The organism is Streptomyces sp. NBC_00212 (assembly GCF_045206365.1).
In the GTDB taxonomy this organism is placed as follows: domain Bacteria; phylum Actinomycetota; class Actinomycetes; order Streptomycetales; family Streptomycetaceae; genus Streptomyces.
This window is the reverse complement of the sequence record NZ_CP108115.1, coordinates 7,122,997-7,144,028: the sequence shown is the minus strand read 5'-3', so window position 1 is coordinate 7,144,028 and position 21,032 is coordinate 7,122,997. Positions and strand designations below refer to the sequence as shown.

The following is a 21,032-nucleotide window of genomic DNA, read 5'->3' as shown; positions in this document are numbered from 1 at the left end:
CATCACAAGCACCGTCTTCACCATCCCTTTCATCGCCGGTTCGAGAGGCTTGCTCATGGCCGACCACGCAACCCACGACGCCCAAGCGCGGGCCAGCCTGCACCTGTTGGTGCGGGACATCGAGCGGGTCCGCCGGCAGGTGGACGCACTGCGCACCCTCACCGCGCAGCTGGGCAACGTCTACCGCCCGCGCCGCTCCGGCCCTTCCACGGGCTTCGTCGTGTACGGACGCGCCCCGGCCCCGACCGTACGGCTCGCCCAGGAGCTGCGGGACAGCGTCGAGACGCTGGTGACCGCGGCCGTGGACTTCGACCGCTCCCTCGGCTTCTCCTGGGACGCGGTGGGCTCGGCGCTCGGCGTCACCAAGCAGGCGGTGCACCGCCGTTACGGGTCCCGCCGGGCGACCGCCCCGGCCGCGGGCCAGGTGGACACCGAGCGTCCGGTCGAGGCCGCGCCGACCCGCACGCTGCCGCCGCTGCCCCCCATGCCCGCGGTGCCCGCCGCCCGTTCGATGCCGCCGCAGCCGACGGCGAGCAGCCAGTCCCTGCGCGAGGAGGTCCGCACCAGCGCCTTCCCCGGCCCCCGCAACGGGTGACCCCGCTCCACCGCTTCGTGCCCTCGCGTTCGTACGTGTCGCGGGGGCACACCCATGTGGCCCCCGGGCACGGAGGGGCACCAGGACACGGGCCTCAGCCGATGTCCGGCGGGTCGATCCTGATGCGCACCGGGTCGCCGCCGCCGCGCGCAAGCCGTGCCGCCTGGGCGGCCTTGAGGGCGGCGGCCAGGGCCGCTCCGCTGCCCGGCGGGACGCGCACCAGCGCCCTCTCCCACCGCTCCCCCGCCGGCGGATCGCCGGGCCGGCGCGGCCGTCCGGGATCGGCGACCGGCAGCGGGACGGGCCCCAACACCTGGGCGTCGGACGGCAGTTGGGCCGCCATGAGGAAGGCCTCGACCGCCTCGGGGCGCCCGATGGCCTCGGCCATCCGGGAGACCGGCGGGAAGCCGAGCTCGGCCCGCTCGGCCAGTTCGCGCAGGGCGTGCCCGACCGGGTCCCAGCGGACCAGCGCCTGCACCGGGCGCAGCGTGGGCTCGGCCACCACGACCACCGTGCCGCCCTCGTCCTGGCCGCGCACCAGCGAGGCCGCCGAGATCCAGCGGCGCAGCGCCTCCTCGCCCGCCCTGAGGTCGGGCCGGCTGAGCATCGCCCAGCCGTCGAGGAGCAGCGCGGCCGCGTAGCCGCCCTCGGCGACCGGCTCGGCGCCCGGCGTGGACACCACGAGGGAGGGCTGGCCGGGCACGCTGTCCAGGACGTGGTCGCGCCCCGAGGTCCGTACGGGCACCGCGGGGAAGGCCCGGCCGAGCTCCTCGGCGGTCCGCCGGGCGCCGACGATCTGGGCCCGCAGCCGGTTCGCCCCGCACTCCGCGCAGTGCCAGTCGGCCTCCGCCGTCCCGCACCACGTACACCTCAGCTCCCGCTCGTCCGGCGCCTCCAGCGGGCCCGCGCAGCGTCCGCACCGGGCGGGCGTACGGCAGCGCGCGCAGGCGAGCCGAGGCGCGTACCCCCTCCTCGGCACCTGCACGAGGACGGGACCGCTCTTCAGCCCCTCCCGCACGGCCTGCCAGGCCAGGCTCGGCAGCCGGGCCGCCCGCGCCGCCTCGTCCCGCGCCAGCTCCCCGTCCCCCACGGTGCGTACGAGCGGGGCGGCGGCCCGCGCCACCGTGCGGTCGGCGTCCAGCGGCGCGGCCCAGCCGCTCTGCACCAGCTGGGCGGCCTCGACCGTGCAGCTCGTACTCCCGAGCAGGAAGCCGCACTTGTCGTGCGCGGCCCGCAGTTCGAGCACCTCGCGGACATGCGGGAACGGGGCGTTGTCGTCGCTGTGGCTGGCGTCCCCGTCCTCCCACACGACGACGAGGCCGAGCTGCTCGACCGGCGCGAACATCGCCGCGCGGGTGCCGACCACGGCCCGGACCGCGCCGCGCCGCACCGCGAGCCACTGCCGGTAGCGCCGCTCGGGACCCGATTCGGCGGTGAGCAGCGCGTGTCGGCCCTCGCCGAGCAGCGAGGTCAGCGCCGCGTCGACCCGGCCCGCGCTGCGCCCGTCCGGCACGACGACGAGAGCGCCGCGCCCCGAGGCGAGCGTCGCCCCGACGGCCCGGGCGATCTCCTGTGCCCAGTGCGGCCCGGGCAGCGCGGTCCACACCGCACGGGGAGACCCGCCGGTGGCCAACGCCCTGAGGAACGCGGGCCCTTGCCGATACCGCTCCCACGTCCCGGCGGCCGGCTCGGCCGGGGGCGGGGCCGGCGCGGGCGACGGCTTCGCCTCGGCCCTGGCATTGCGGGGCGGCACGGCGAGCTGCAGCACATCGGCGAGGCTGCCCGCGTACCGGTCCGCGACGGCCCGGGCGAGCGACAGCATGTCCGCGCTGAGCACCCGCTCCGGCGAGACGACGCCGGCGAGCGCGGCCAGCGGACCGGAATAGTCGGATTCGGCCCGCCGCTCCACGAGGAACCCGTCGATCAGACCGCCGCCCTCCCGACGCCCGTCCCGCACGTTGCGCGCCCCGGCCCCGAACCGCACCCGCACCCGCACCCCGGGCTGCGCCTCGGCATCAAGCTCTTCCGGCACGGCATAGTCGAAGTACTGATCAAGATGGAGCACGCCCTTGTTCACCACGACCCGGGCGACCGGCAGCTCCTTGGCCAGCGCCGCCCCCCGCCAGGTCCGCGGCTTGGCCTTGGGCACCTTGGCCTTGCGCACCGTCTCCCGAATGAGCGCAAGCTGCTCCGGCCCCGCACCCTCGGCGCCCCCACCCTGCCGTTCGTTCTCGCTGCTCACAGCCAAATTCCTACCAGACGGGACTGACAACGGCCTCGGCCGCGGATTGCTGGCCGGTTCGGGCCAGGCTCCCTCGACACCCTGAAAGGGGTGCGCTTCCCTCCGGATGAGGAAACGGGAAACGTCCCCATTCGCCTTGTTCCGCTCAGTCGGCTGCCGCACGCTGATTCGCGTCGTCGCCGGCCTCCCGGACGGCAGCGACGGAGGTTCACGTGCAGCAGCACCCGTACGGCTTCGGAGAAGAACTTCGCCGACGACGTCTGGCGGCGGATCTCTCTCTGGAACAGCTCGGCAAGCGTGTGCACTACAGCAAGGCCCAGCTCAGCAAGGTGGAACGTGGTCTCAAGCGTCCGAGTCTTGAGCTCGCCCGCCTGTGCGACACCGAACTCACTGCCGACGGCGCCCTGGCCCGGCTGCTGGAACCGGCAGGTTCACCGATGTCCCTGCCCGCTCCCGGGCGCGACGACGAGGTGTGGTTGATGTATCTCGACAAGGACGGCGACAGCACGCTCCAGCCGGTGAAGCGCCGCAGCCTGATCGCGGTCGGCGCGGCGTCGGCTCTCTCACTCCAGCTGGGCGGCGACCCGCTACCGGTGGACACCGGAGCGGGCACGCTCGTCGAAGCATCCCGGATGCTCTTCGACCAGTTCCGCAGAATCGGCCAGGCCGCGACGCCCCGGAGCCTGCTGTCGGCGCTGATCGCCCAGACCCACTCCCTGGAACAGCTGGCCCGGCTCGCCGGACCCCGGACGAGGAACGAGCTGCTGGTCCTCGCCTCGCGGTACGCGGAATACACGGGCTGGATGGCGCAGGAGGCCGGTGACGACCGTACGGCCCTGTGGTGGACGGACCGTGCCGTGCAGCTCGCCCATGGGGGCGGCGACGACGCGCTGGCCGCGTACGCCCTGGTCCGGCGGTCGCTGATCTGCCTGTTCGGCGGCGATCCGGCACAGGCCACGCAGCTGGCCGAGCAGGCACTGCACAGTGCGGCGGCTCCGCGGGTCCGCGGACTGGCAGCCCAGCATCGGGCCCAGAGCCTCGCGGTGACAGGTGAGCACAGCGCGGCCATGCGGTCCCTGGACCAAGCGCGAGAACTGCTCGCGGCGGACAAGGCCGGTTCCGACACACCCACGCTCGGGGCCTCGCACGTGCCCGATGTCGTCGCGATGTACACGGGCTGGTGCCTGTACGAACTGGGCAGGCCGAGGCAGGCCGCCGAACTCCTCGACCGGGAAACGGCCGAGCTCTCCGCCCATGCGCTGCGCGCACGGGCCCGGCACGGCGCACGCCGCGCCCTCGCACACGCCGCCGCCGGTGACATCGACCAGGCCTGCGTCATCACGTCGGAGCTGCTCTCGTCCGCCGCCGCGGTCGACTCGGCGACCATCGCCACCGATCTGCGGCGGCTCGCTCGGCTACTCGCCCGGCACCCGCGCAACGTCGGTGTACGTGAGGTGGCTCCCCAGCTCACCGCGGTTCTGCCGCGCCACTCCTGACGAAGTCCACAGAGAAGGGACCGACCCCGTGCACGAGCTCTTCATCAACTACCGCACCCAGGACGGCAAAGAGACTGCCCACAGGTTCGACGACGAGCTGTCCAAGCGGTTCGGCACGGACAGCGTGTTCCGCGCCCAGAAGTCCATCGCCCCCGGAACCAATTACGTCGACACCCTGGTCAAGGGAGTGCGCCGCTGCCGGGTGTTACTCGCACTGATCGGAACCGATTGGCTCGATGCCCCGGACCAGAAGCGGCCCGGCCGCCGGGCTCTCACGAACCCGGGCGACTGGGTGCGGCGCGAACTCGAAGAGGCTTTCGCCGCCGGGGTCCTGGTGGTGCCGGTCCTCCTCGGACGCCATGTGGAGCAGCTCGACCCGCTGCGGCTCCCCCGGTCCCTGAAGAGCCTGGCCGAGTGCCAGTACGAGCGGTACGCCATGCGCACCGGCGAGGCCGATCTAGCTCGGCTCGGCGACCGGCTGGTCCGCCAGGTGCCCGACCTCGCCCCGCTGGACCGCCACGGGGCCGAATCCAAGCCCACGAGCGAGGAATCCCCCGGCGCCACGGCTATCCGCAATGACCAGCAGAGCGGCGGCATAGGCGGCGTGCACGGTGACGTCGGCTCGTTCATCAACGAGGCGCACGGCCCCCTGCACACCGGATCCGGCAGCCAGGTCAACGGCCCTCAGATCAACGGCGACGGAACCAATTACGTGGCCGGGGACAATCACGGTGGCATCCGCCAGCGGTTCGGCGACGCGAAGCGCCCCGGGGCCGAGAAGTGACCGAGCCGTACAGCGCGTACGTCAGCGAGTCCTACGGTCCTCTGCACACCGGCGACGGAACCCAGCTCAACATCTCCCTCGCTCTCGCCTCGGACCGGCTACGGCACGAGGCAGGGCCGAGTCTGCGCAGCATCACGGACCGCGACGGCGACTGGCTGGACCAGAGGTTCGTCGCCCCTGGCGGAATGCAGCGAGCACGCACGCTACTCCGGACCAACTCCGTCGTACTGCTCTCGGCTCGCCCGGGGTCGGGCAGGCGGGCCGCCGCCCTGATGCTCCTGCACGAACTCGCGGACGGATCAGGCGGGTTGTACGAACTGCCGGACACCGAGGACGACAGCGGGTCGGTCCTCGACGCGAGTGAGGTGAGTGAGGGCGACCGGCTGATGCTCGATCTGTCGGCCGTCGACGAGGCCCGCTATCTCTCCCTCCAGCGCCGGCTGCCGGACTTCCGGGCCAGACTCGTCGAGCGGCGGGCCCTGCTCGCCGTCGTGCTGCCGCACCATCACTCCTACCTGCAGAGGGTCGAGCTCAAGCCCTACACCGCGGAGCTCACCAAGCCTTCTTCGCGTGACGTACTCAGTCGGTATCTCCAACTCGACAACATCCGCCCGACGGTGGCGGAGTTGGGTGTCCAGAGCCTCGTGAACCATCTGGCGAGAGTTCCGATGCGGGAGGTCGCCGAGCTCGCGGACCGCATCCGCAGCCTGCGGGACGACGGCCTTCCCGGCGGCTTCCCCAGCTGGCGCGACCGGGCCATCAAGCGGGTGGCCGACCGGAGCGCCGAGGTCGCCGCGGACCTGGCCACCCACGACTCGGGCCGTCGACGGGCCCTGCTGCTCGCCCTCGCGATGTTCCACGGATCCCCGCCCGCCACGGTGCTGAGCACCGCCTCCGCACTGTTGTCGGCCCTGTCCCACCCACCCGACGAACGGCCGCGCCTGGAACAGACAGACCTGAACCGCGAGTTGACCGAGCTGGGCGCGGAAACCGGCCCCGACGGGCTCGTCCGGTTCCGAACGCACAACTACGACCGAGGCGTCCGGGAACACTTCTGGACATACTTTCCGGATCTGACCGAACAGCTCCGCCGCTGGTTCCATGACTGCCTGGCACGCCCCCGGATCGGCGAGGACGAACACGGTCCCGCCATCGCGCGGTTCGCCGAGCAGTGTCTGAGGGCTGGCCGGCCCGACGACCTGCTGTGGCTGGCCGAGGCCTGGACTGGCCGTCACGGCCAGGTCCGACTCATCCCGGATGCGGCACAGGCCCTCAACCGCGGTCTGGCCGACGAGCAGTACGGCCAGAGATTCCGGCAGCGGATCTACGACTGGTCGATCACCGGAAACCTGCCGCAGAACCTCAAACAAGTGCTCGTACTGGTCTGCTCGGAGACCATGCGGCGCAGCCACCCGCACCAGGCGCTGGTTCGGCTCCACCACCTGGACCGCCGGGCGGACGGGCGGGTGGCGGACACCGCGCGCAGTGCCCTGCTCGACCTCGCGCTCGGCAACAGCCGCATGTACCGCCTGTTGCTCCAGCGCGTCCGTCGCAGCCTGGTGGAATCGGCTTGGGCCAGGGACCTCGGTCTGTTCCTCGCGCTCACCCAGTCCGTGCGGCTCACCGCCTCGCAGGAGGTGCGTGCGGGACTCACCGCCGGCTGGGCCGCGGTCTTCCAGAAGCTTCCGCGTGAGGAGTGGCACCCGTATGCGGTTCGCTGGTTCACGGCTGTCGTGGACGGCTCCGGCTCGGAGCGGCTGCTCGACGTGCTCGTGGACGGCTGCGGGAATGAGGCCGCCCTGCTCGGTGGCCTCTATCAGCTCGCCCGCGACTGGGAGCGGTCCCGTCCGCCGAGGCCCGGCGACGGGCCCCGCATCGTGGGCCTGCTCGTCCAGAAGATCAACTTCGCCCAGGGGCTCAGTTTCCTGGTGCCCGCTGTCTGACACTCCTCGGGGGAGAACATGATCGGCTCAGGTCGCAACACCATAACGGTCTTCGTCACCCTTCTGCTCGGGCTGCTGCTCGTCATCGCGGGCGTCGCACTGCAGTGGCCGCGCTGGGCCTGGCCCGTCCTGGCCGCCGTGCTGGTCACGGCCGCCCTGGCGGGCAATCGGCTCATGGCCGGGGACCGTGACCGGTTCCCGCCCCACCTGGCCATGGAACCCGATCTGCCCATACCGCCCGCCCCGCGCCAGGAGATCCGCGTCAGCGGCGTCGCACTGCCGAGTGCGGTCGCCGACTACGACTTCCTGTTCTCGGCCACGGTGCGCTGGAGCCTTCTCGAATCGCCCGACGGGGCCGCCCTCATCAATCCGTCCGGGCTCGCCGTCGATGCCGTCCTGCACCGGGCCCGGGAGATAACCGCGAGCCAGCCCCCGTCCCGGAGCGCGCTGATACAGCACCGACTCGACGGCGCTCTCGCCACGATGCAGGCCGACTCCAGCGGACGGCTGCTCGCCATGGCCCTGGATGTCTCGCTCTGCCTTCCCGATCCGGATCTGGAACGGCTGGCCAAACTCTCGACCGTACGCAAGGAGCGGGACGTCTGGGAGCACGAGCGCAGCCACGAACGCAACAAGCGCGACTATCTGGGCGGCGACGTCCTCAAGGACACCGGCAGCGCGGTGGTGTGGTGGCTGTCCCGCAACGAGGACCGGATCGAGGAGACCGTGGACCGGATCGGCGTCCTGGCCAGGCTTACCGCCGCGGCCAACAACGACGAGGTGGCACCGGAGTTCCGGCACCTGGTGCCTCCTCCCCCTGTTCCGCCGCAGCAGGACTTCGACGAGGAGAGCCCGCTCGGTCCGGAATCCGCCCAGGAGCGGCACGAGGAACCGCCAGAGGCATCGCCGGGCCATCGACTGGACGACGTGATCGCCTGGTTCGGCTTCGGCCCGCACGACCCCGACCTGGCCCTGTTCGCGGAGCACCTGGTCCAGGTGGCCGAGGCACACGGAAAGACCGAAGCCGCCGCCCGGATCAAATACCGCTTCGACGGCCGGATGCCCGAGGACCCCGCCGAGACCCCGCCCCCGGAGTCATGACCGGATTCCGGGAGCAAGCACACGAGGGCCCCGAACCGAACCCGGTCCGGGGCCCTCGTGAGGATGCCGTGTCGGCTACAGGCCCGCGGCCTTGCGCAGGGCCTCCACGCGGTCCGTACGCTCCCACGTGAAGTCGGGGAGCTCGCGGCCGAAGTGGCCGTAGGCGGCGGTCTGGGCGTAGATCGGGCGGAGCAGGTCGAGGTCGCGGATGATCGCGGCGGGGCGCAGGTCGAAGACCTGGTTGATCGCGGTCTCGATCTTGTCGTTGTCGACGGTGTTGGTGCCGAACGTCTCGACGAACAGGCCGACCGGTTCGGCCTTGCCGATGGCGTAGGCGACCTGGACCTCGCAGCGCGCGGCGAGGCCGGCGGCCACGACGTTCTTGGCGACCCAGCGCATGGCGTAGGCGGCCGAGCGGTCGACCTTGGAGGGGTCCTTGCCGGAGAAGGCGCCGCCGCCGTGGCGGGCCATGCCGCCGTACGTGTCGATGATGATCTTGCGGCCGGTCAGGCCGGCGTCGCCCATCGGGCCGCCGATCTCGAAGCGGCCGGTCGGGTTCACCAGGAGGCGGTAGGCGTCGGTGTCCAGCTTGATGCCGTCCTCGACGAGCTGCTTGAGGACGTGCTCGACGACGAACTCGCGGATGTCGGGGGCGAGCAGCGACTCCAGGTCGATGTCGCTCGCGTGCTGCGTGGAGACGACGACCGTGTCGAGACGGACGGCCTTGTCGCCGTCGTACTCGATGGTGACCTGGGTCTTTCCGTCGGGTCGCAGGTACGGGATGGTCCCGTTCTTGCGGACCTCGGTCAGGCGGCGCGCGAGACGGTGCGCGATGTGGATCGGCAGCGGCATCAGCTCGGGCGTCTCGTCCGTGGCGTAGCCGAACATCAGGCCCTGGTCGCCGGCACCCTGCTTGTCGAGCTCGTCCTCGTCACCCTCGACACGCTTCTCGTACGCCGTGTCGACACCCTGCGCGATGTCCGGGGACTGCGCGCCGATGGACACCGAGACGCCGCAGGAGGCGCCGTCGAAGCCCTTCTTCGACGAGTCGTAGCCGATCTCCAGGATCTTGTCGCGGACCAGCTGGGCGATCGGCGCGTACGCCTTGGTCGTGACCTCTCCGGCCACGTGCACCAGGCCCGTGGTGATGAGGGTCTCCACGGCGACGCGGGAGGTCGGGTCCTCGCGCAGAAGCGCGTCGAGGATCGTGTCGCTGATCTGGTCAGCGATCTTGTCGGGGTGACCCTCGGTCACTGACTCCGAGGTGAAGAGACGACGGGACACAACGCTCCCTGGGGTTGCAGCGGCTGCTGGCTGATCATGGTCGGTCGCGCCGGGAGCTGCGCCCGGCTGCGGTTCCGAGACCAGTTTATCGGTCGGTTCTGCTCGTTGGACCACGTGTCTCGATCCGTGGAGTCCGGAGATCTCCGGATCTGCTCGTACGAACGTCTGTCTCGGCTGTCGACGACACTACGCGCGGGCCCGGGATCATGCCCCCGGGCCCGGGTCCGGGAGGGCTACGGGCGGTCGGCGGGCGCGGCGGCTGTTTGTCCGAAACGCCGGCCCACCAGATCCCACACCGTGTCGGCGAGGGCTTCCTTCGGGCCGTACGGGACCGGCGTCTCGGAGCCGTCGGCCCCCAGGACCACGGCCTCGTTCTCCTCGGAGCCGAACGTCTTGCGCTCGCCGACCTCGTTGACGACGAGCAGGTCGCACCCCTTGCGCCGGAGCTTGAGGCGGCCGTTGGCGAGCACGTCGTCGGTCTCCGCGGCGAAGCCGACGACCAGTTGGTCCGGACGGGCCCGCTCGGCGGAGATCTCGGCCAGGATGTCCGGATTGCGGACCAGTGTGAGCGGCGCGGGCTCCTCGCCGTCCTTCTTCTTGATCTTCCCGGCGGCGTACGACTCGGGCCGGAAGTCGGCGACGGCGGCCGCCATGACCACGGCGTCGGCGTCCGAGGCCGCCTTCAGGACGGCTTCCCGCAGCTGTACGGCGGTGCCGACGCGGACCACATCGGCGCCCGCCGGGTCCGGCAGCCCGGTGTTCGCCTCGATCAGGGTGACCCTGGCCCCCCGCGCGACGGCGGTCCGCGCGAGGGCGTACCCCTGCTTGCCGGAGGAGCGGTTGCCGAGATAGCGGACGGGGTCGAGCGGCTCGCGCGTGCCGCCCGCGCTGATCACCACGTGCCGCCCGGCCAGATCCCGCTCGGCACTCCCCCGCGCGAGCACCCGGCGGCACACCTCGAACAGCTCGCCCGGGTCGGGCAGCCGCCCCTTGCCGGTGTCGACGCCGGTGAGCCGGCCGACGGCGGGCTCGACGACGACCGCGCCCCGGCGACGCAGCGTCGCCACGTTCTCCTGCGTCGCGGGGTGCTCCCACATCTCGGTGTGCATCGCGGGCGCGAAGACGACCGGGCAGCGGGCGGTGAGCAGGGTGTTGGTCAGCAGGTCGTCGGCGAGCCCGTGCGCGGCCTTGGCCAGCATGTCGGCGGTGGCCGGGGCCACGATCACGAGGTCGGCGTCCTGCCCGATCCGGACGTGCGGCACCTCGTGGACGTCGGACCAGACCTCGGTCGAGACGGGATGGCCGGACAGTGCCGACCAGGTGGCGGCCCCGACGAAGTGCAGCGCCGACGCGGTCGGCACCACCCGTACGTCGTGCCCCGACTCGGTCAGCCGGCGCAGCAGCTCGCACGCCTTGTAGGCGGCGATGCCGCCGCTGACCCCCAGAACGACCTTCGGCTTGGCCATCGGAAAACTCGCCTCTCCCCGCGCGCGCCTGATGCGTGTACGTACCCATGACACACCACAGGCCCGGCAGTCGCGCTGCCGGGCCTGTGGTGGGATGTTCTGTCGCCTACTGGGCGGGGCCCTCGATGGCCTCGGAGGTCAGCAGACCCGCGTTGATCTCGCGCAGCGCGATCGAGAGCGGCTTCTCGTGGACGTGGGTGTCCACCAGCGGGCCGACGTACTCAAGAAGACCCTCACCGAGCTGCGAGTAGTACGCGTTGATCTGGCGGGCACGCTTGGCCGCGTAAATCACCAGGCTGTACTTCGAGTCGGTTGCCTCAAGGAGCTCATCAATCGGAGGGTTGATGATGCCCTCGGGCGCGGTAATGGAAGAGGACACTCTCTGCCTTCCGATGGGGATCGAAGATGTGAGCTGAATCAAATGAGTCGAATCGGCGTCAGATAAATGACGTCATACGACTCGATCAAACAACTCGCATCAAGGCTAGCAGCTCACGGGCCACGTCCTCGACCGAGGTGTTGACCAGTGTCGTATCGAACTCGGCCTCGGCGGCCAGTTCGACCTTCGCGGCGGCCAGGCGGCGCTCGATGACCTCCGGCGCCTCGGTGCCCCGGCCGGTGAGCCGGCGGACCAGTTCGTCCCAGCTCGGCGGCGCGAGGAAGACGAGCTGGGCCTCGGGCATCGACTCGCGTACGAGCCGGGCGCCCTGGAGGTCGATCTCCAGGAGGACGGGCTCGCCCGCTTCGAGGTGTTCGAGCACGGCCTTGCGCGGGGTTCCGTAGCGGTTGCCCGCGAACTCGGCCCACTCAAGGAGCTCGCCGTTGGCGACGAGCTTGTCGAACTCCTCGTCGTCGACGAAGAAGTACTGCACGCCGTGCCGCTCGCCGGGGCGCGGCTTGCGGGTCGTCGCCGACACCGAGAGCCAGACCTCGGGGTGAACCTTGCGCATATGAGCGACGACCGTGCTCTTGCCGACCCCGGAGGGGCCGGAGAGCACGGTCAGCCGCGGACGTGCGTCCGGGGGTACGGGGGTGGTCCCCCGGGGTGTTGCTGCCATGCGGCGATTATTCCAGCTTCTCGGGTATGCCCGAGACGTCAGGCCCCGGAGCCGCCGAACTCGCGCTCAAGGGACGCGATCTGGTTGGAGCCGAGCCCCCGCACGCGGCGGCTCTCGGAAATCCCGAGCCGCTCCATGATCTGCTTGGCGCGGACCTTGCCCACGCCGGGCAGGGACTCAAGGAGCGCGGAGACCTTCATCTTCCCGATGACGTCGTTCTCCTGGCCCGACTTGATGACCTCGTGGAGCGAGGCGCCGGAGTGCTTGAGTCGATTCTTGACCTCGGCCCGCTCCCGGCGAGCCGCGGCGGCCTTTTCGAGCGCGGCTGCGCGCTGTTCAGGGGTAAGGGGCGGAAGAGCCACGCCTACGTCACCTCGGATGTCGAACTGTCGGATACGGACCGGTGAGGAACCTAATCGCCCCACACCAGGCGAGCAACGAACAACGCACTCGCGCACGTGCTCGTCTGCTCTCGTCGGAGACTAGCGGCCAAGGCCGCTCCAGTCAGCGAGAACAGACGAAAAGTCCTGGTCAGCCTCAGCCGACCGGGACTTTTCGGACAAAACACCCTGGTTTTGAGTAAGGAAATTGTCAACGTTCGGTGTGCGCGCACCCCGCGACCTCTCCGGACGGGCGGTCCCGGCGTTCCGGGAACCGGTCCGGCGGCCGTCCTCGCACGTCCGGGAAGCGCGGCGCCCCGGTGCGACGTATGTCACACCGGGGCGCCGTGGTGGATCACGCCTGCCCGATCGCCGCGCGGACCTCGTCGGCGTAGCGGGCCGCCGCCTCGCGCAGGGCGCTCACGTCGGGGCCGTGGCGCAGGACGCCGCGGCTGACGCTCGGGACGACGTTGCGCACGGCGGAGCCGAAGACGCCGGGGAGGTCGGCCGGGGTCGCGCCCTGGGCGCCGATGCCGGGGGCGAGCAGCGGGCCGTTGATGTCGAGGTTCACCCCGGCGTCGCCCAGCGTCGCGCCGACCACCGCGCCGACCGAGCCCATCGGCGAGGCGCCCGCGTTCTCGGCGGCCATGTGGTCCAGCATCAGCTGGGCAAGGGGACGGCCGTCGGCCGCCGTCGAGCGCTGGACCTCGGCGCCCTCCGGGTTGGAGGTCAGGGCAAGGACGAAGACGCCCGAGCCGGACTTCGCGGCCAGGTCGAGCGCCGGGCGCAGCGAGCCGAAGCCGAGGTAGGGCGAGACGGTCACGGCGTCCGAGAAGAGCGGGGACGCCGGGTCCAGGTAGGTGGCCGCGTACGCCGCCATGGTGGAGCCGATGTCGCCGCGCTTGGCGTCCATCAGGACCAGCGTGCCGGCCGCGCGGGCCTCCTCGACGGCCTTCTCCAGGACGGCGATGCCGCGCGAGCCGAACCGCTCGAAGAACGCCGACTGCGGCTTGAGGACGGCCACCCGGTCGGCCAGCGCCTCCACCGCGATGCGGGTGAAGCGCTCAAGACCGGCGATGTCGTCGTTCAGGCCCCAGTCCGCGAGCAGGGACGCGTGCGGGTCGATGCCCACGCAGAGCGGGCCGCGGGTGTCCATCGCCTCGCGCAGTCGGGTACCGAAGGGGATCATGCGGCGGCCTTCTTCCGGGTCTCGGCGCCGACGGCCTCGGCGAGCGTTGCGTACGGGGAGGTGGCGAGCCGGGCGGCGAGGCCCTTGTGGATCGCGCGGCCCCAGAAGGGACCCTCGTAGATGAAGGCGCTGTAGCCCTGGACCAGGGTGGCACCGGCCAGGATGCGCTGCCAGGCGTCCTCGGCGTTCTCGATGCCGCCGACGCCGATCAGGACCAGGCGGTCGCCGACGCGGGCGTACAGGCGGCCGAGGACCTCCAGGGAGCGCTCCTTGAGCGGGGCGCCGGACAGGCCGCCGGTCTCCTTGACGAGGTCGGCGGAGGACTTCAGGCCGAGCCCGTCCCGGGCGATCGTGGTGTTCGTGGCGATGATGCCGTCGAGGCCGAGCTCGACGGCGAGGTCGGCGACCGCGTCGATGTCGGCGTCGGCGAGGTCGGGCGCGATCTTGACGAGCAGCGGGACGCGACGGCCCCGGACGCTGCGGTCGGCGGCCTCGCGCACGGCGGTCAGGAGCGGGCGCAGCGACTCGGTGGCCTGGAGGTTGCGCAGGCCGGGCGTGTTCGGCGAGGAGACGTTCACGACGAGGTAGTCGGCGTGCTCGGCCAGGCGCTCGGTCGACTTCACGTAGTCGGCGGCGGCCTCGGCCTCGGGGACGACCTTGGTCTTGCCGATGTTGACGCCCACGGTCGTACGGAACACCGCCTTGCGTGCCGCCAGGCGCTCGGCCACCGCCGCCGAGCCCTCGTTGTTGAACCCCATGCGGTTGATCAGCGCGCGGTCCGGCACGAGCCGGAACAGGCGCTTCTTCGGGTTGCCGGGCTGAGGCTCGCCGGTGACCGTGCCGATCTCGATGTGGTCGAACCCGAGCATGGACATGCCGTCGATCGCCACGGCGTTCTTGTCGAAGCCGGCGGCGAGGCCGAAGGGGCCGTGCATGCGCAGGCCGAGCGCCTCGGTGCGCAGCTCCTTGTACCGGGGGGCGAGCACGGCGGCGACGAAGGTGCGCAGGACGGGGATGCGGGCCGCGAGGCGGATCCAGCGGAAGGCCAGGTAGTGGGCCTGCTCCGGGTCCATCCGCTTGAAGACGAGGTTGAAGAAGAGCTTGTACATGTTTCTCGGTGTCCTCAGGGGCTCATGACGAGGGGGACACCGATTTCCGGTGTCCCCCTCGTCGCCGTCTGCTAGTCGCGGGCCGCGGTCAGGTGTTCCGCGTGTTCCTGGAGCGAACGGACGCCCACGTCACCGTGGTTGAGGGCGTCGATGCCCTGGACCGCGGCCGCGAGCGCCTGGACCGTGGTCAGACAGGGTACGGAGCGGGCGACCGCCGCCGTGCGGATCTCGTAGCCGTCGAGGCGGCCGCCGGTGCCGTACGGCGTGTTGACGATGAGGTCGACCTCGCCGTCGTGGATCAGCTGGACGATCGTCTTCTCGCCGTTCGGGCCCTCGCCCTCGCTGAGCTTGCGGACGACCGTGGCGTTGATGCCGTTGCGGCGCAGGACCTCTGCGGTACCGGAAGTGGCCATCAACTCGAAGCCGTGGGCGACCAGTTCGCGCGCCGGGAAGATCATCGTGCGCTTGTCCCGGTTGGCGACCGAGATGAACGCGCGGCCCTTCGTCGGCAGCGGACCGTAGGCGCCCGCCTGCGACTTGGCGTACGCGGTGCCGAACACCGAGTCGATGCCCATGACTTCACCCGTGGAGCGCATCTCCGGGCCGAGCACCGTGTCGACGCCGCGCCCGTGGACGTCGCGGAAGCGGCTCCACGGCATCACGGCCTCCTTGACGGAGATCGGCGCGTCCAGCGGCAGGGTGCCGCCGTCGCCCTCCTTCGGGAGCATGCCCTCGGCGCGCAGCTCGGCGACGGTCGCGCCGAGCGAGATGCGGGCGGCGGCCTTCGCGAGCGGCACCGCGGTCGCCTTCGAGGTGAAGGGGACGGTGCGCGAGGCGCGCGGGTTGGCTTCGAGGACGTAGAGGATGTCGCCCGCCATCGCGAACTGGATGTTGATCAGTCCGCGGACGCCGACTCCCTTGGCGATGGCCTCCGTCGAGGCGCGCAGGCGCTTGATGTCGAAGCCGCCGAGCGTGATCGGGGGCAGCGCGCACGCCGAGTCGCCGGAGTGGATGCCGGCCTCCTCGATGTGCTCCATGACGCCGCCGAGGTAGAGCTCGGTGCCGTCGTAGAGGGCGTCCACGTCGATCTCGATGGCGTCGTCCAGGAAGCGGTCGACGAGGACGGGGCGGGACGGCGAGATCTCGGTGGACTCGGCGATGTACGAGGACAGCCGCTCCTCGTCGTACACGATCTCCATGCCGCGGCCGCCGAGCACGTACGACGGGCGTACGAGGACGGGGTAGCCGATCTCGTCGGCGATGGCCTTGGCGCCCGCGAAGGTGGTGGCGGTGCCGTGCTTGGGCGCGGGCAGCCCGGCCTCGGCGAGCACGCGGCCGAAGGCGCCGCGGTCCTCGGCTGCGTGGATGGCCTCGGGCGGGGTGCCGACCACCGGGACGCCGTTGTCCTTGAGCGCCTGCGCCAGGCCCAGCGGGGTCTGGCCGCCGAGCTGGACGACGACGCCCGCGACCGGGCCGGCCAGGGTCTCGGCGTGGACGATCTCCAGGACGTCTTCGAGCGTGAGCGGCTCGAAGTAGAGGCGGTCGGAGGTGTCGTAGTCCGTCGAGACGGTCTCCGGGTTGCAGTTGACCATCACGGTCTCGTAGCCCGCGTCGCTCAGCGCGAAGGAGGCGTGGACGCAGGAGTAGTCGAACTCGATGCCCTGGCCGATGCGGTTCGGGCCCGAGCCCAGGATGATCACGGCGGGCTTGGTGCGCGGCGCGACCTCGCTCTCCTCGTCGTACGAGGAGTAGAAGTACGGGGTCTTGGCGGCGAACTCGGCGGCGCAGGTGTCGACCGTCTTGTAGACCGGGCGCACTCCGAGCGCGTGCCGGACCTCGCGGACGACGTCCTCGCGCAGGCCGCGGATCTCGGCGATCTGGGCGTCGGAGAAGCCGTGCCGCTTGGCCTCGGCGAGCAGCTCGGGGTCGAGCTTCTCGGCGGCGGCCAGGTCGTCCGCGATCTCCTTGATCAGGAAGAGCTGGTCGACGAACCACGGGTCGATCTTCGTGGACTCGAAGACCTCTTCGGGGGTGGCGCCCGCCCGGATCGCGTACATGACCGTGTTGATGCGCCCGTCGGTCGGCCGCTTGGCCTCCTCCAGGAGGACGTCCTTGGCACCGACCGGGCCCGTGAAGTCGAACTGCGAGCCCTTCTTCTCCAGGGAGCGCAGCGCCTTCTGGAGCGCCTCGGTGAAGTTGCGGCCGATCGCCATGGCCTCGCCCACCGACTTCATGGTGGTGGTGAGGGTGGAGTCGGCGGAGGGGAACTTCTCGAAGGCGAACCGGGGGGCCTTCACGACGACGTAGTCGAGCGTCGGCTCGAAGGAGGCCGGCGTCTTCTCGGTGATGTCGTTGGGGACCTCGTCCAGCGTGTAGCCGATGGCGAGCTTGGCGGCGATCTTCGCGATCGGGAAGCCGGTGGCCTTCGACGCGAGCGCGGAGGACCGCGAGACGCGCGGGTTCATCTCGATGACGATGACGCGGCCGTCGGCCGGGTCGATCGCGAACTGGATGTTGCAGCCGCCGGTGTCGACGCCGACCTCGCGGATGATCGCGATGCCGATGTCGCGCAGCCGCTGGTACTCGCGGTCGGTCAGCGTCATCGCCGGGGCGACGGTGATCGAGTCGCCGGTGTGCACGCCCATCGGGTCGAAGTTCTCGATGGAGCAGACGACCACGACGTTGTCGTGCTTGTCGCGCATGAGCTCCAGCTCGTACTCCTTCCAGCCGAGGATGGACTCCTCCAGGAGCACCTCGGTGGTCGGCGAGAGCGTGAGGCCCTGCCCCGCGATGCGGCGCAGCTCCTCCTCGTCGTGCGCGAAGCCGGAGCCGGCGCCGCCCATGGTGAAGGAGGGGCGCACGACGACCGGGTAGCCGCCGAGCGTCTCGACGCCCGCCAGGACGTCGTCCATGGAGTGGCAGATGACCGAGCGGGCGGACTCGCCGTAGCCGATCTTGGCCTTGACGGCCTCGACGACGCCCTTGAACAGGTCGCGGTCCTCGCCCTTGTTGATGGCCTCGACGTTGGCGCCGATGAGCTCGACGCCGTACTTCTCCAGGACGCCCTGCTCGTGCATGGAGATCGCGGTGTTGAGCGCGGTCTGGCCGCCGAGGGTGGGCAGGAGGGCGTCGGGGCGTTCCTTGGCGATGATCTTCTCGACGAACTCGGGGGTGATCGGCTCGACGTACGTGGCGTCGGCGATCTCCGGGTCGGTCATGATCGTCGCCGGGTTGGAGTTGACCAGGATGACCCTCAGGCCCTCGGCCTTGAGGATGCGGCAGGCCTGGGTGCCGGAGTAGTCGAACTCGGCGGCCTGGCCGATGACGATCGGGCCGGAGCCGATGACCAGGACGGACTGGATGTCGGAGCGCTTAGGCACGCTGGCCCTCCATGAGCTCTACGAAGCGGTCGAAGAGGTACGCGGCGTCGTGCGGTCCCGCGGCTGCTTCGGGGTGGTACTGGACGCTGAAGGCCGGCTGGTCGAGCAGCTGGAGGCCTTCGACGACCTGGTCGTTCAGACAGACGTGGGAGACCTCGGCGCGCCCGTAGGGCGTCTCGGAGACCTTGTCGAGCGGCGCGTCGACGGCGAAGCCGTGGTTGTGCGCGGTGATCTCGACCTTGCCGGTCGTACGGTCCTGCACCGGCTGGTTGATGCCGCGGTGGCCGTACTTCAGCTTGTACGTGCCGAAGCCGAGCGCGCGGCCCAGGATCTGGTTGCCGAAGCAGATGCCGAACAGCGGCGTCTTGCGTGCGAGGACGGCCTGCATGACGGCGACGGGGCCGTCGGCGGTGGCCGGGTCGCCCGGGCCGTTGGAGAAGAACACGCCGTCGGGGTTGACCGCGTACACGTCCTCGGCGGTGGCGGTCGCGGGCAGCACGTGCACCTCGATGCCGCGCTCGGCCATGCGGTGCGGGGTCATGCCCTTGATGCCGAGGTCGACGGCGGCGACGGTGAACTTCTTCTCGCCGATCGCGGGGACGACGTACGTCTCCTTGGTGGCGACCTCCGCGGAGAGGTTCGCGCCGACCATCTGGGGCGCTTCCTTCACGCGGGCGAGCAGCGCCGCGTCGTCCGCGACGGCCTCGCCGGAGAAGATGCCGACGCGCATGGCGCCGCGCTCGCGCAGGTGGCGGGTCAGTGCGCGGGTGTCGATGCCACAGATCCCGACGACGCCCTGCTTGACGAGCTCGTCGTCCAGGGAGCGGCGCGAGCGCCAGTTGGACGGGATGCGGGCGGGGTCGCGCACGACGTAACCGGCCACCCAGATGCGCGAGGACTCGGGGTCCTCGTCGTTCACGCCGGTGTTGCCGACGTGCGGGGCGGTCATCACGACGACCTGGCGGTGGTACGACGGGTCGGTCAGGGTCTCCTGGTAGCCGGTCATGCCGGTGGAGAACACGGCCTCGCCGAAGGTCTCCCCCACGGCCCCGTAGGCGCGGCCGCGGAAGATACGGCCGTCCTCCAGGACGAGTACGGCGGGAGCTTTGGCGGCTCCCCGGGTGGAGGTCGTCATCGTGCGGCGCCTTCCGTCGTGTTGGTGGGTTGTTCAGAGGTCTCGGTCATGGAGTTGATGGCTTCGACCCAGGCCGGGTGCTGCTCGGCCCGGTCGGAGCGGAAGCCCGAGTCGATGAGCTTGTCGCCGTGCTTCCAGGTGACGACGAGCAGGCCGCCCTCGGTGAGAACCTTGCCCGCGATGCCCTTGTCGAGCCGGGCCTCGCGCAGCTGCGCGGCCGGGACGAAGAAGTCGTCCGCCCCGGGGCGTACGACGTCCAGGCCCGCGTCCGTCAGGGTGAGCTCGGCCTTGCTGCGCACGCCCAGGCCGTGCGCCACGATGCGGTCGAGCCACTGCCCGGCGGTGGTGGAGCCGTGGTAGCGGCCGCTCAGCTTCAGTTTCGCCTCGCCCGGCGTCTCTGGCGCGGTGGGCAGGTCGGGCAGGTCGGCCTGGAGGCGGCCGCGCCACTGCCAGCCCTGGCGCATCAGCCAGTAGACGAGCGCCACGAAGAGCGCGAGACCGACGAGCCAGCCGATCCGTCCGCCCCAGTTGGTCACCTCGGCGGACTTCTCCTCCGCGGCCAGATTGATCAGTGATGCGTACGTCACGCCAGCTTCCCGTCCACGACCGTTGCCCGGCCCCGCAGGAAGGTGTGGGTGATGCGTCCGGGCAGCTCGCGGCCCTCGTAGGGGGTGTTGCGGCTGCGGGAGGCGAAGCCCGCGGGGTTCACCTCACCACGGTATGCCGGATCGACGAGCGTCAGGTTGGCGGGTTCGCCTGCCGAGACGGGGCGTCCGTGGCCCGTGGCCTGCCCGATCTGGGCGGGCTTGTGGGACATGCGGTCGGCGACGCCGGCCCAGTCGAGCATTCCGGTCTCGACCATCGTGTGCTGGACGACGGAGAGCGCGGTCTCCAGGCCGACCATGCCCATGGCGGCCGCGGCCCACTCGCAGTCCTTGTCCTCGTGCGGGTGCGGGGCGTGGTCGGTGGCGACGATGTCGATGGTGCCGTCGGCGAGCGCCTCGCGCAGCGCCATGACGTCCTTCTCCGTACGCAGCGGCGGGTTGACCTTGTAGACCGGGTTGTACGAGCGGACCAGCTCGTCGGTGAGGAGCAGGTGGTGCGGGGTGACCTCGGCGGTCACGTCGATGCCGCGCGACTTGGCCCAGCGGACGATCTCGACCGAGCCGGCGGTCGACAGGTGGCAGATGTGCACGCGGGAGCCGACGTGCTCGGCGAGCAGCACGTCGCGGGCGATGATCGACTCCTCGGCGACGGCGGGCCAGCCGCCGAGGCCGAGCTCGGCCGAGACGATGCCTTCGTTCATCTGGGCGCCCTCGGTCAGGCGGGGCTCCTGGGCGTGCTGCGCGACGACGCCGCCGAAGGCCTTCACGTACTCCAGGGCGCGGCGCATGATCACGGCGTCGTCGACGCACTTGCCGTCGTCGGAGAAGACGGTGACGCCGGCGGCGGAGTCGTGCATGGCGCCGAGCTCGGAGAGCTTCTTGCCCTCAAGGCCGACGGTGACGGCGCCGATGGGCTGCACGTCGCAGTAGCCGGACTCCTTGCCGAGCCGCCAGACCTGCTCGACGACGCCCGCGGTGTCGGCGACGGGGAAGGTGTTGGCCATGGCGAAGACCGAGGTGAAGCCGCCGCGTGCGGCCGCCTGGGTGCCGGTGAGGACGGTCTCGGAGTCCTCGCGGCCGGGCTCGCGCAGGTGGGTGTGCAGGTCGACGAGGCCGGGCAGCAGGATCTGGCCCTCGGCGTCGACGACGGTCGCGTCCCCCGCCTCCAGGCCGGTGCCGACGGCGGCGATCGTCTCGCCGTCGATCAGGACGTCCTGGACCTCGCCGCCCAGAACCTTCGCACCACGGATAAGGATCTTGCTCAT

At 71.1% G+C, this 21,032-nt stretch carries 17 protein-coding genes; 5 read left to right on the top strand and 12 right to left on the bottom strand.

Going from position 1 to position 21,032, the window contains the following annotated elements:
* The first annotated feature begins 55 nt into the window (after window positions 1-55).
* Complete coding sequence (locus OHA17_RS32600; RefSeq protein ID WP_053724497.1) at window positions 56-595, top strand: hypothetical protein; 540 nt, start codon at window positions 56-58, stop codon at window positions 593-595.
* Between the two features lie 94 nt (window positions 596-689).
* On the opposite strand, the gene OHA17_RS32595 is transcribed toward OHA17_RS32600, so the two are convergent.
* Window positions 690-2,837 (bottom strand): primosomal protein N', encoded by a 2,148-nt coding sequence (locus OHA17_RS32595; RefSeq protein ID WP_406509468.1) that lies wholly within the window; start codon window positions 2,835-2,837, stop codon window positions 690-692.
* A gap of 212 nt (window positions 2,838-3,049) precedes the next feature.
* Between OHA17_RS32595 and OHA17_RS32590 the strand changes: the two genes are divergently transcribed.
* The 4 genes from OHA17_RS32590 to OHA17_RS32575 are packed head-to-tail and all read left to right on the top strand — an operon-like array spanning window position 3,050 to window position 8,161.
* Window positions 3,050-4,333 carry a helix-turn-helix domain-containing protein gene (locus OHA17_RS32590; RefSeq protein ID WP_406509467.1) on the top strand — a complete coding sequence of 428 codons (1,284 nt, stop codon included), beginning with the start codon at window positions 3,050-3,052 and terminating at the stop codon, window positions 4,331-4,333.
* A gap of 28 nt (window positions 4,334-4,361) precedes the next feature.
* Window positions 4,362-5,117 (top strand): toll/interleukin-1 receptor domain-containing protein, encoded by a 756-nt coding sequence (locus OHA17_RS32585; RefSeq protein WP_406509466.1) that lies wholly within the window; start codon window positions 4,362-4,364, stop codon window positions 5,115-5,117.
* Complete coding sequence (locus OHA17_RS32580) at window positions 5,114-7,060, top strand: hypothetical protein (protein WP_406509465.1); 1,947 nt, start codon at window positions 5,114-5,116, stop codon at window positions 7,058-7,060. Before OHA17_RS32585 ends, OHA17_RS32580 begins: the two co-directional genes overlap by 4 nt.
* Before the next feature lie 18 nt (window positions 7,061-7,078).
* On the top strand, window positions 7,079-8,161 hold the full coding sequence (locus OHA17_RS32575) for a hypothetical protein (protein WP_406509464.1): 1,083 nt from the start codon (window positions 7,079-7,081) through the stop codon (window positions 8,159-8,161).
* Window positions 8,162-8,236: 75 nt separating this feature from the next.
* Here OHA17_RS32575 and metK read toward each other — a convergent pair whose 3' ends face one another.
* From metK to OHA17_RS32520, 11 genes are all read right to left on the bottom strand, one after another.
* Window positions 8,237-9,445, bottom strand: a complete 1,209-nt coding sequence (metK, locus tag OHA17_RS32570) for a methionine adenosyltransferase (protein WP_053724502.1) — start codon at window positions 9,443-9,445, stop codon at window positions 8,237-8,239.
* A gap of 233 nt (window positions 9,446-9,678) precedes the next feature.
* Window positions 9,679-10,911 (bottom strand): bifunctional phosphopantothenoylcysteine decarboxylase/phosphopantothenate--cysteine ligase CoaBC, encoded by a 1,233-nt coding sequence (gene coaBC / locus OHA17_RS32565; protein ID WP_406509463.1) that lies wholly within the window; start codon window positions 10,909-10,911, stop codon window positions 9,679-9,681.
* A 106-nt stretch (window positions 10,912-11,017) separates the two neighbouring features.
* Window positions 11,018-11,290: a DNA-directed RNA polymerase subunit omega gene (gene rpoZ / locus OHA17_RS32560; protein WP_005319902.1), complete on the bottom strand. Its 273-nt coding sequence runs from the start codon at window positions 11,288-11,290 to the stop codon at window positions 11,018-11,020.
* Window positions 11,291-11,375: 85 nt separating this feature from the next.
* Window positions 11,376-11,969, bottom strand: a complete 594-nt coding sequence (gene gmk, locus OHA17_RS32555) for a guanylate kinase (RefSeq protein WP_053724504.1) — start codon at window positions 11,967-11,969, stop codon at window positions 11,376-11,378.
* A gap of 38 nt (window positions 11,970-12,007) precedes the next feature.
* Entirely contained in the window at window positions 12,008-12,331 is a 324-nt protein-coding gene (locus tag OHA17_RS32550; RefSeq protein ID WP_053724505.1) for an integration host factor, read from the bottom strand.
* Window positions 12,332-12,704: 373 nt separating this feature from the next.
* A complete protein-coding gene (gene pyrF / locus OHA17_RS32545) occupies window positions 12,705-13,538 on the bottom strand; it encodes an orotidine-5'-phosphate decarboxylase (RefSeq protein ID WP_398881820.1) in 834 nt (277 codons plus the stop codon).
* Window positions 13,535-14,647 (bottom strand): quinone-dependent dihydroorotate dehydrogenase, encoded by a 1,113-nt coding sequence (locus OHA17_RS32540; RefSeq protein ID WP_406509462.1) that lies wholly within the window; start codon window positions 14,645-14,647, stop codon window positions 13,535-13,537. Before OHA17_RS32540 ends, pyrF begins: the two co-directional genes overlap by 4 nt.
* Window positions 14,648-14,718: 71 nt before the next feature.
* Window positions 14,719-18,027 carry a carbamoyl-phosphate synthase large subunit gene (carB, locus tag OHA17_RS32535; protein WP_406509461.1) on the bottom strand — a complete coding sequence of 1,103 codons (3,309 nt, stop codon included), beginning with the start codon at window positions 18,025-18,027 and terminating at the stop codon, window positions 14,719-14,721.
* The gene (gene carA, locus OHA17_RS32530; protein WP_398881823.1) at window positions 18,020-19,162 is read right to left on the bottom strand and encodes a glutamine-hydrolyzing carbamoyl-phosphate synthase small subunit; all 1,143 of its coding nucleotides are present in this window, start codon (window positions 19,160-19,162) and stop codon (window positions 18,020-18,022) included. The genes carB and carA overlap by 8 nt, the downstream gene beginning before the upstream one ends.
* A complete protein-coding gene (locus OHA17_RS32525) occupies window positions 19,159-19,749 on the bottom strand; it encodes a hypothetical protein (RefSeq protein WP_406509460.1) in 591 nt (196 codons plus the stop codon). Before OHA17_RS32525 ends, carA begins: the two co-directional genes overlap by 4 nt.
* Entirely contained in the window at window positions 19,746-21,032 is a 1,287-nt protein-coding gene (locus tag OHA17_RS32520) for a dihydroorotase (RefSeq protein ID WP_406509459.1), read from the bottom strand. The genes OHA17_RS32525 and OHA17_RS32520 overlap by 4 nt, the downstream gene beginning before the upstream one ends.

Coding starts and splice junctions, on each gene's coding strand:
- OHA17_RS32600 (WP_053724497.1), top strand. CDS start 56: ATGGCCGACCACGCAACCCACGACGCCCAAGCGCGGGCCAGCCTGCAC.
- OHA17_RS32575 (WP_406509464.1), top strand. CDS start 7,079: ATGATCGGCTCAGGTCGCAACACCATAACGGTCTTCGTCACCCTTCTG.
- coaBC (WP_406509463.1), bottom strand. CDS start 10,911: ATGGCCAAGCCGAAGGTCGTTCTGGGGGTCAGCGGCGGCATCGCCGCC.
- gmk (WP_053724504.1), bottom strand. CDS start 11,969: ATGGCAGCAACACCCCGGGGGACCACCCCCGTACCCCCGGACGCACGT.
- pyrF (WP_398881820.1), bottom strand. CDS start 13,538: ATGATCCCCTTCGGTACCCGACTGCGCGAGGCGATGGACACCCGCGGC.
- OHA17_RS32540 (WP_406509462.1), bottom strand. CDS start 14,647: ATGTACAAGCTCTTCTTCAACCTCGTCTTCAAGCGGATGGACCCGGAG.
- carA (WP_398881823.1), bottom strand. CDS start 19,162: ATGACGACCTCCACCCGGGGAGCCGCCAAAGCTCCCGCCGTACTCGTC.
- OHA17_RS32520 (WP_406509459.1), bottom strand. CDS start 21,032: ATGAGCAAGATCCTTATCCGTGGTGCGAAGGTTCTGGGCGGCGAGGTC.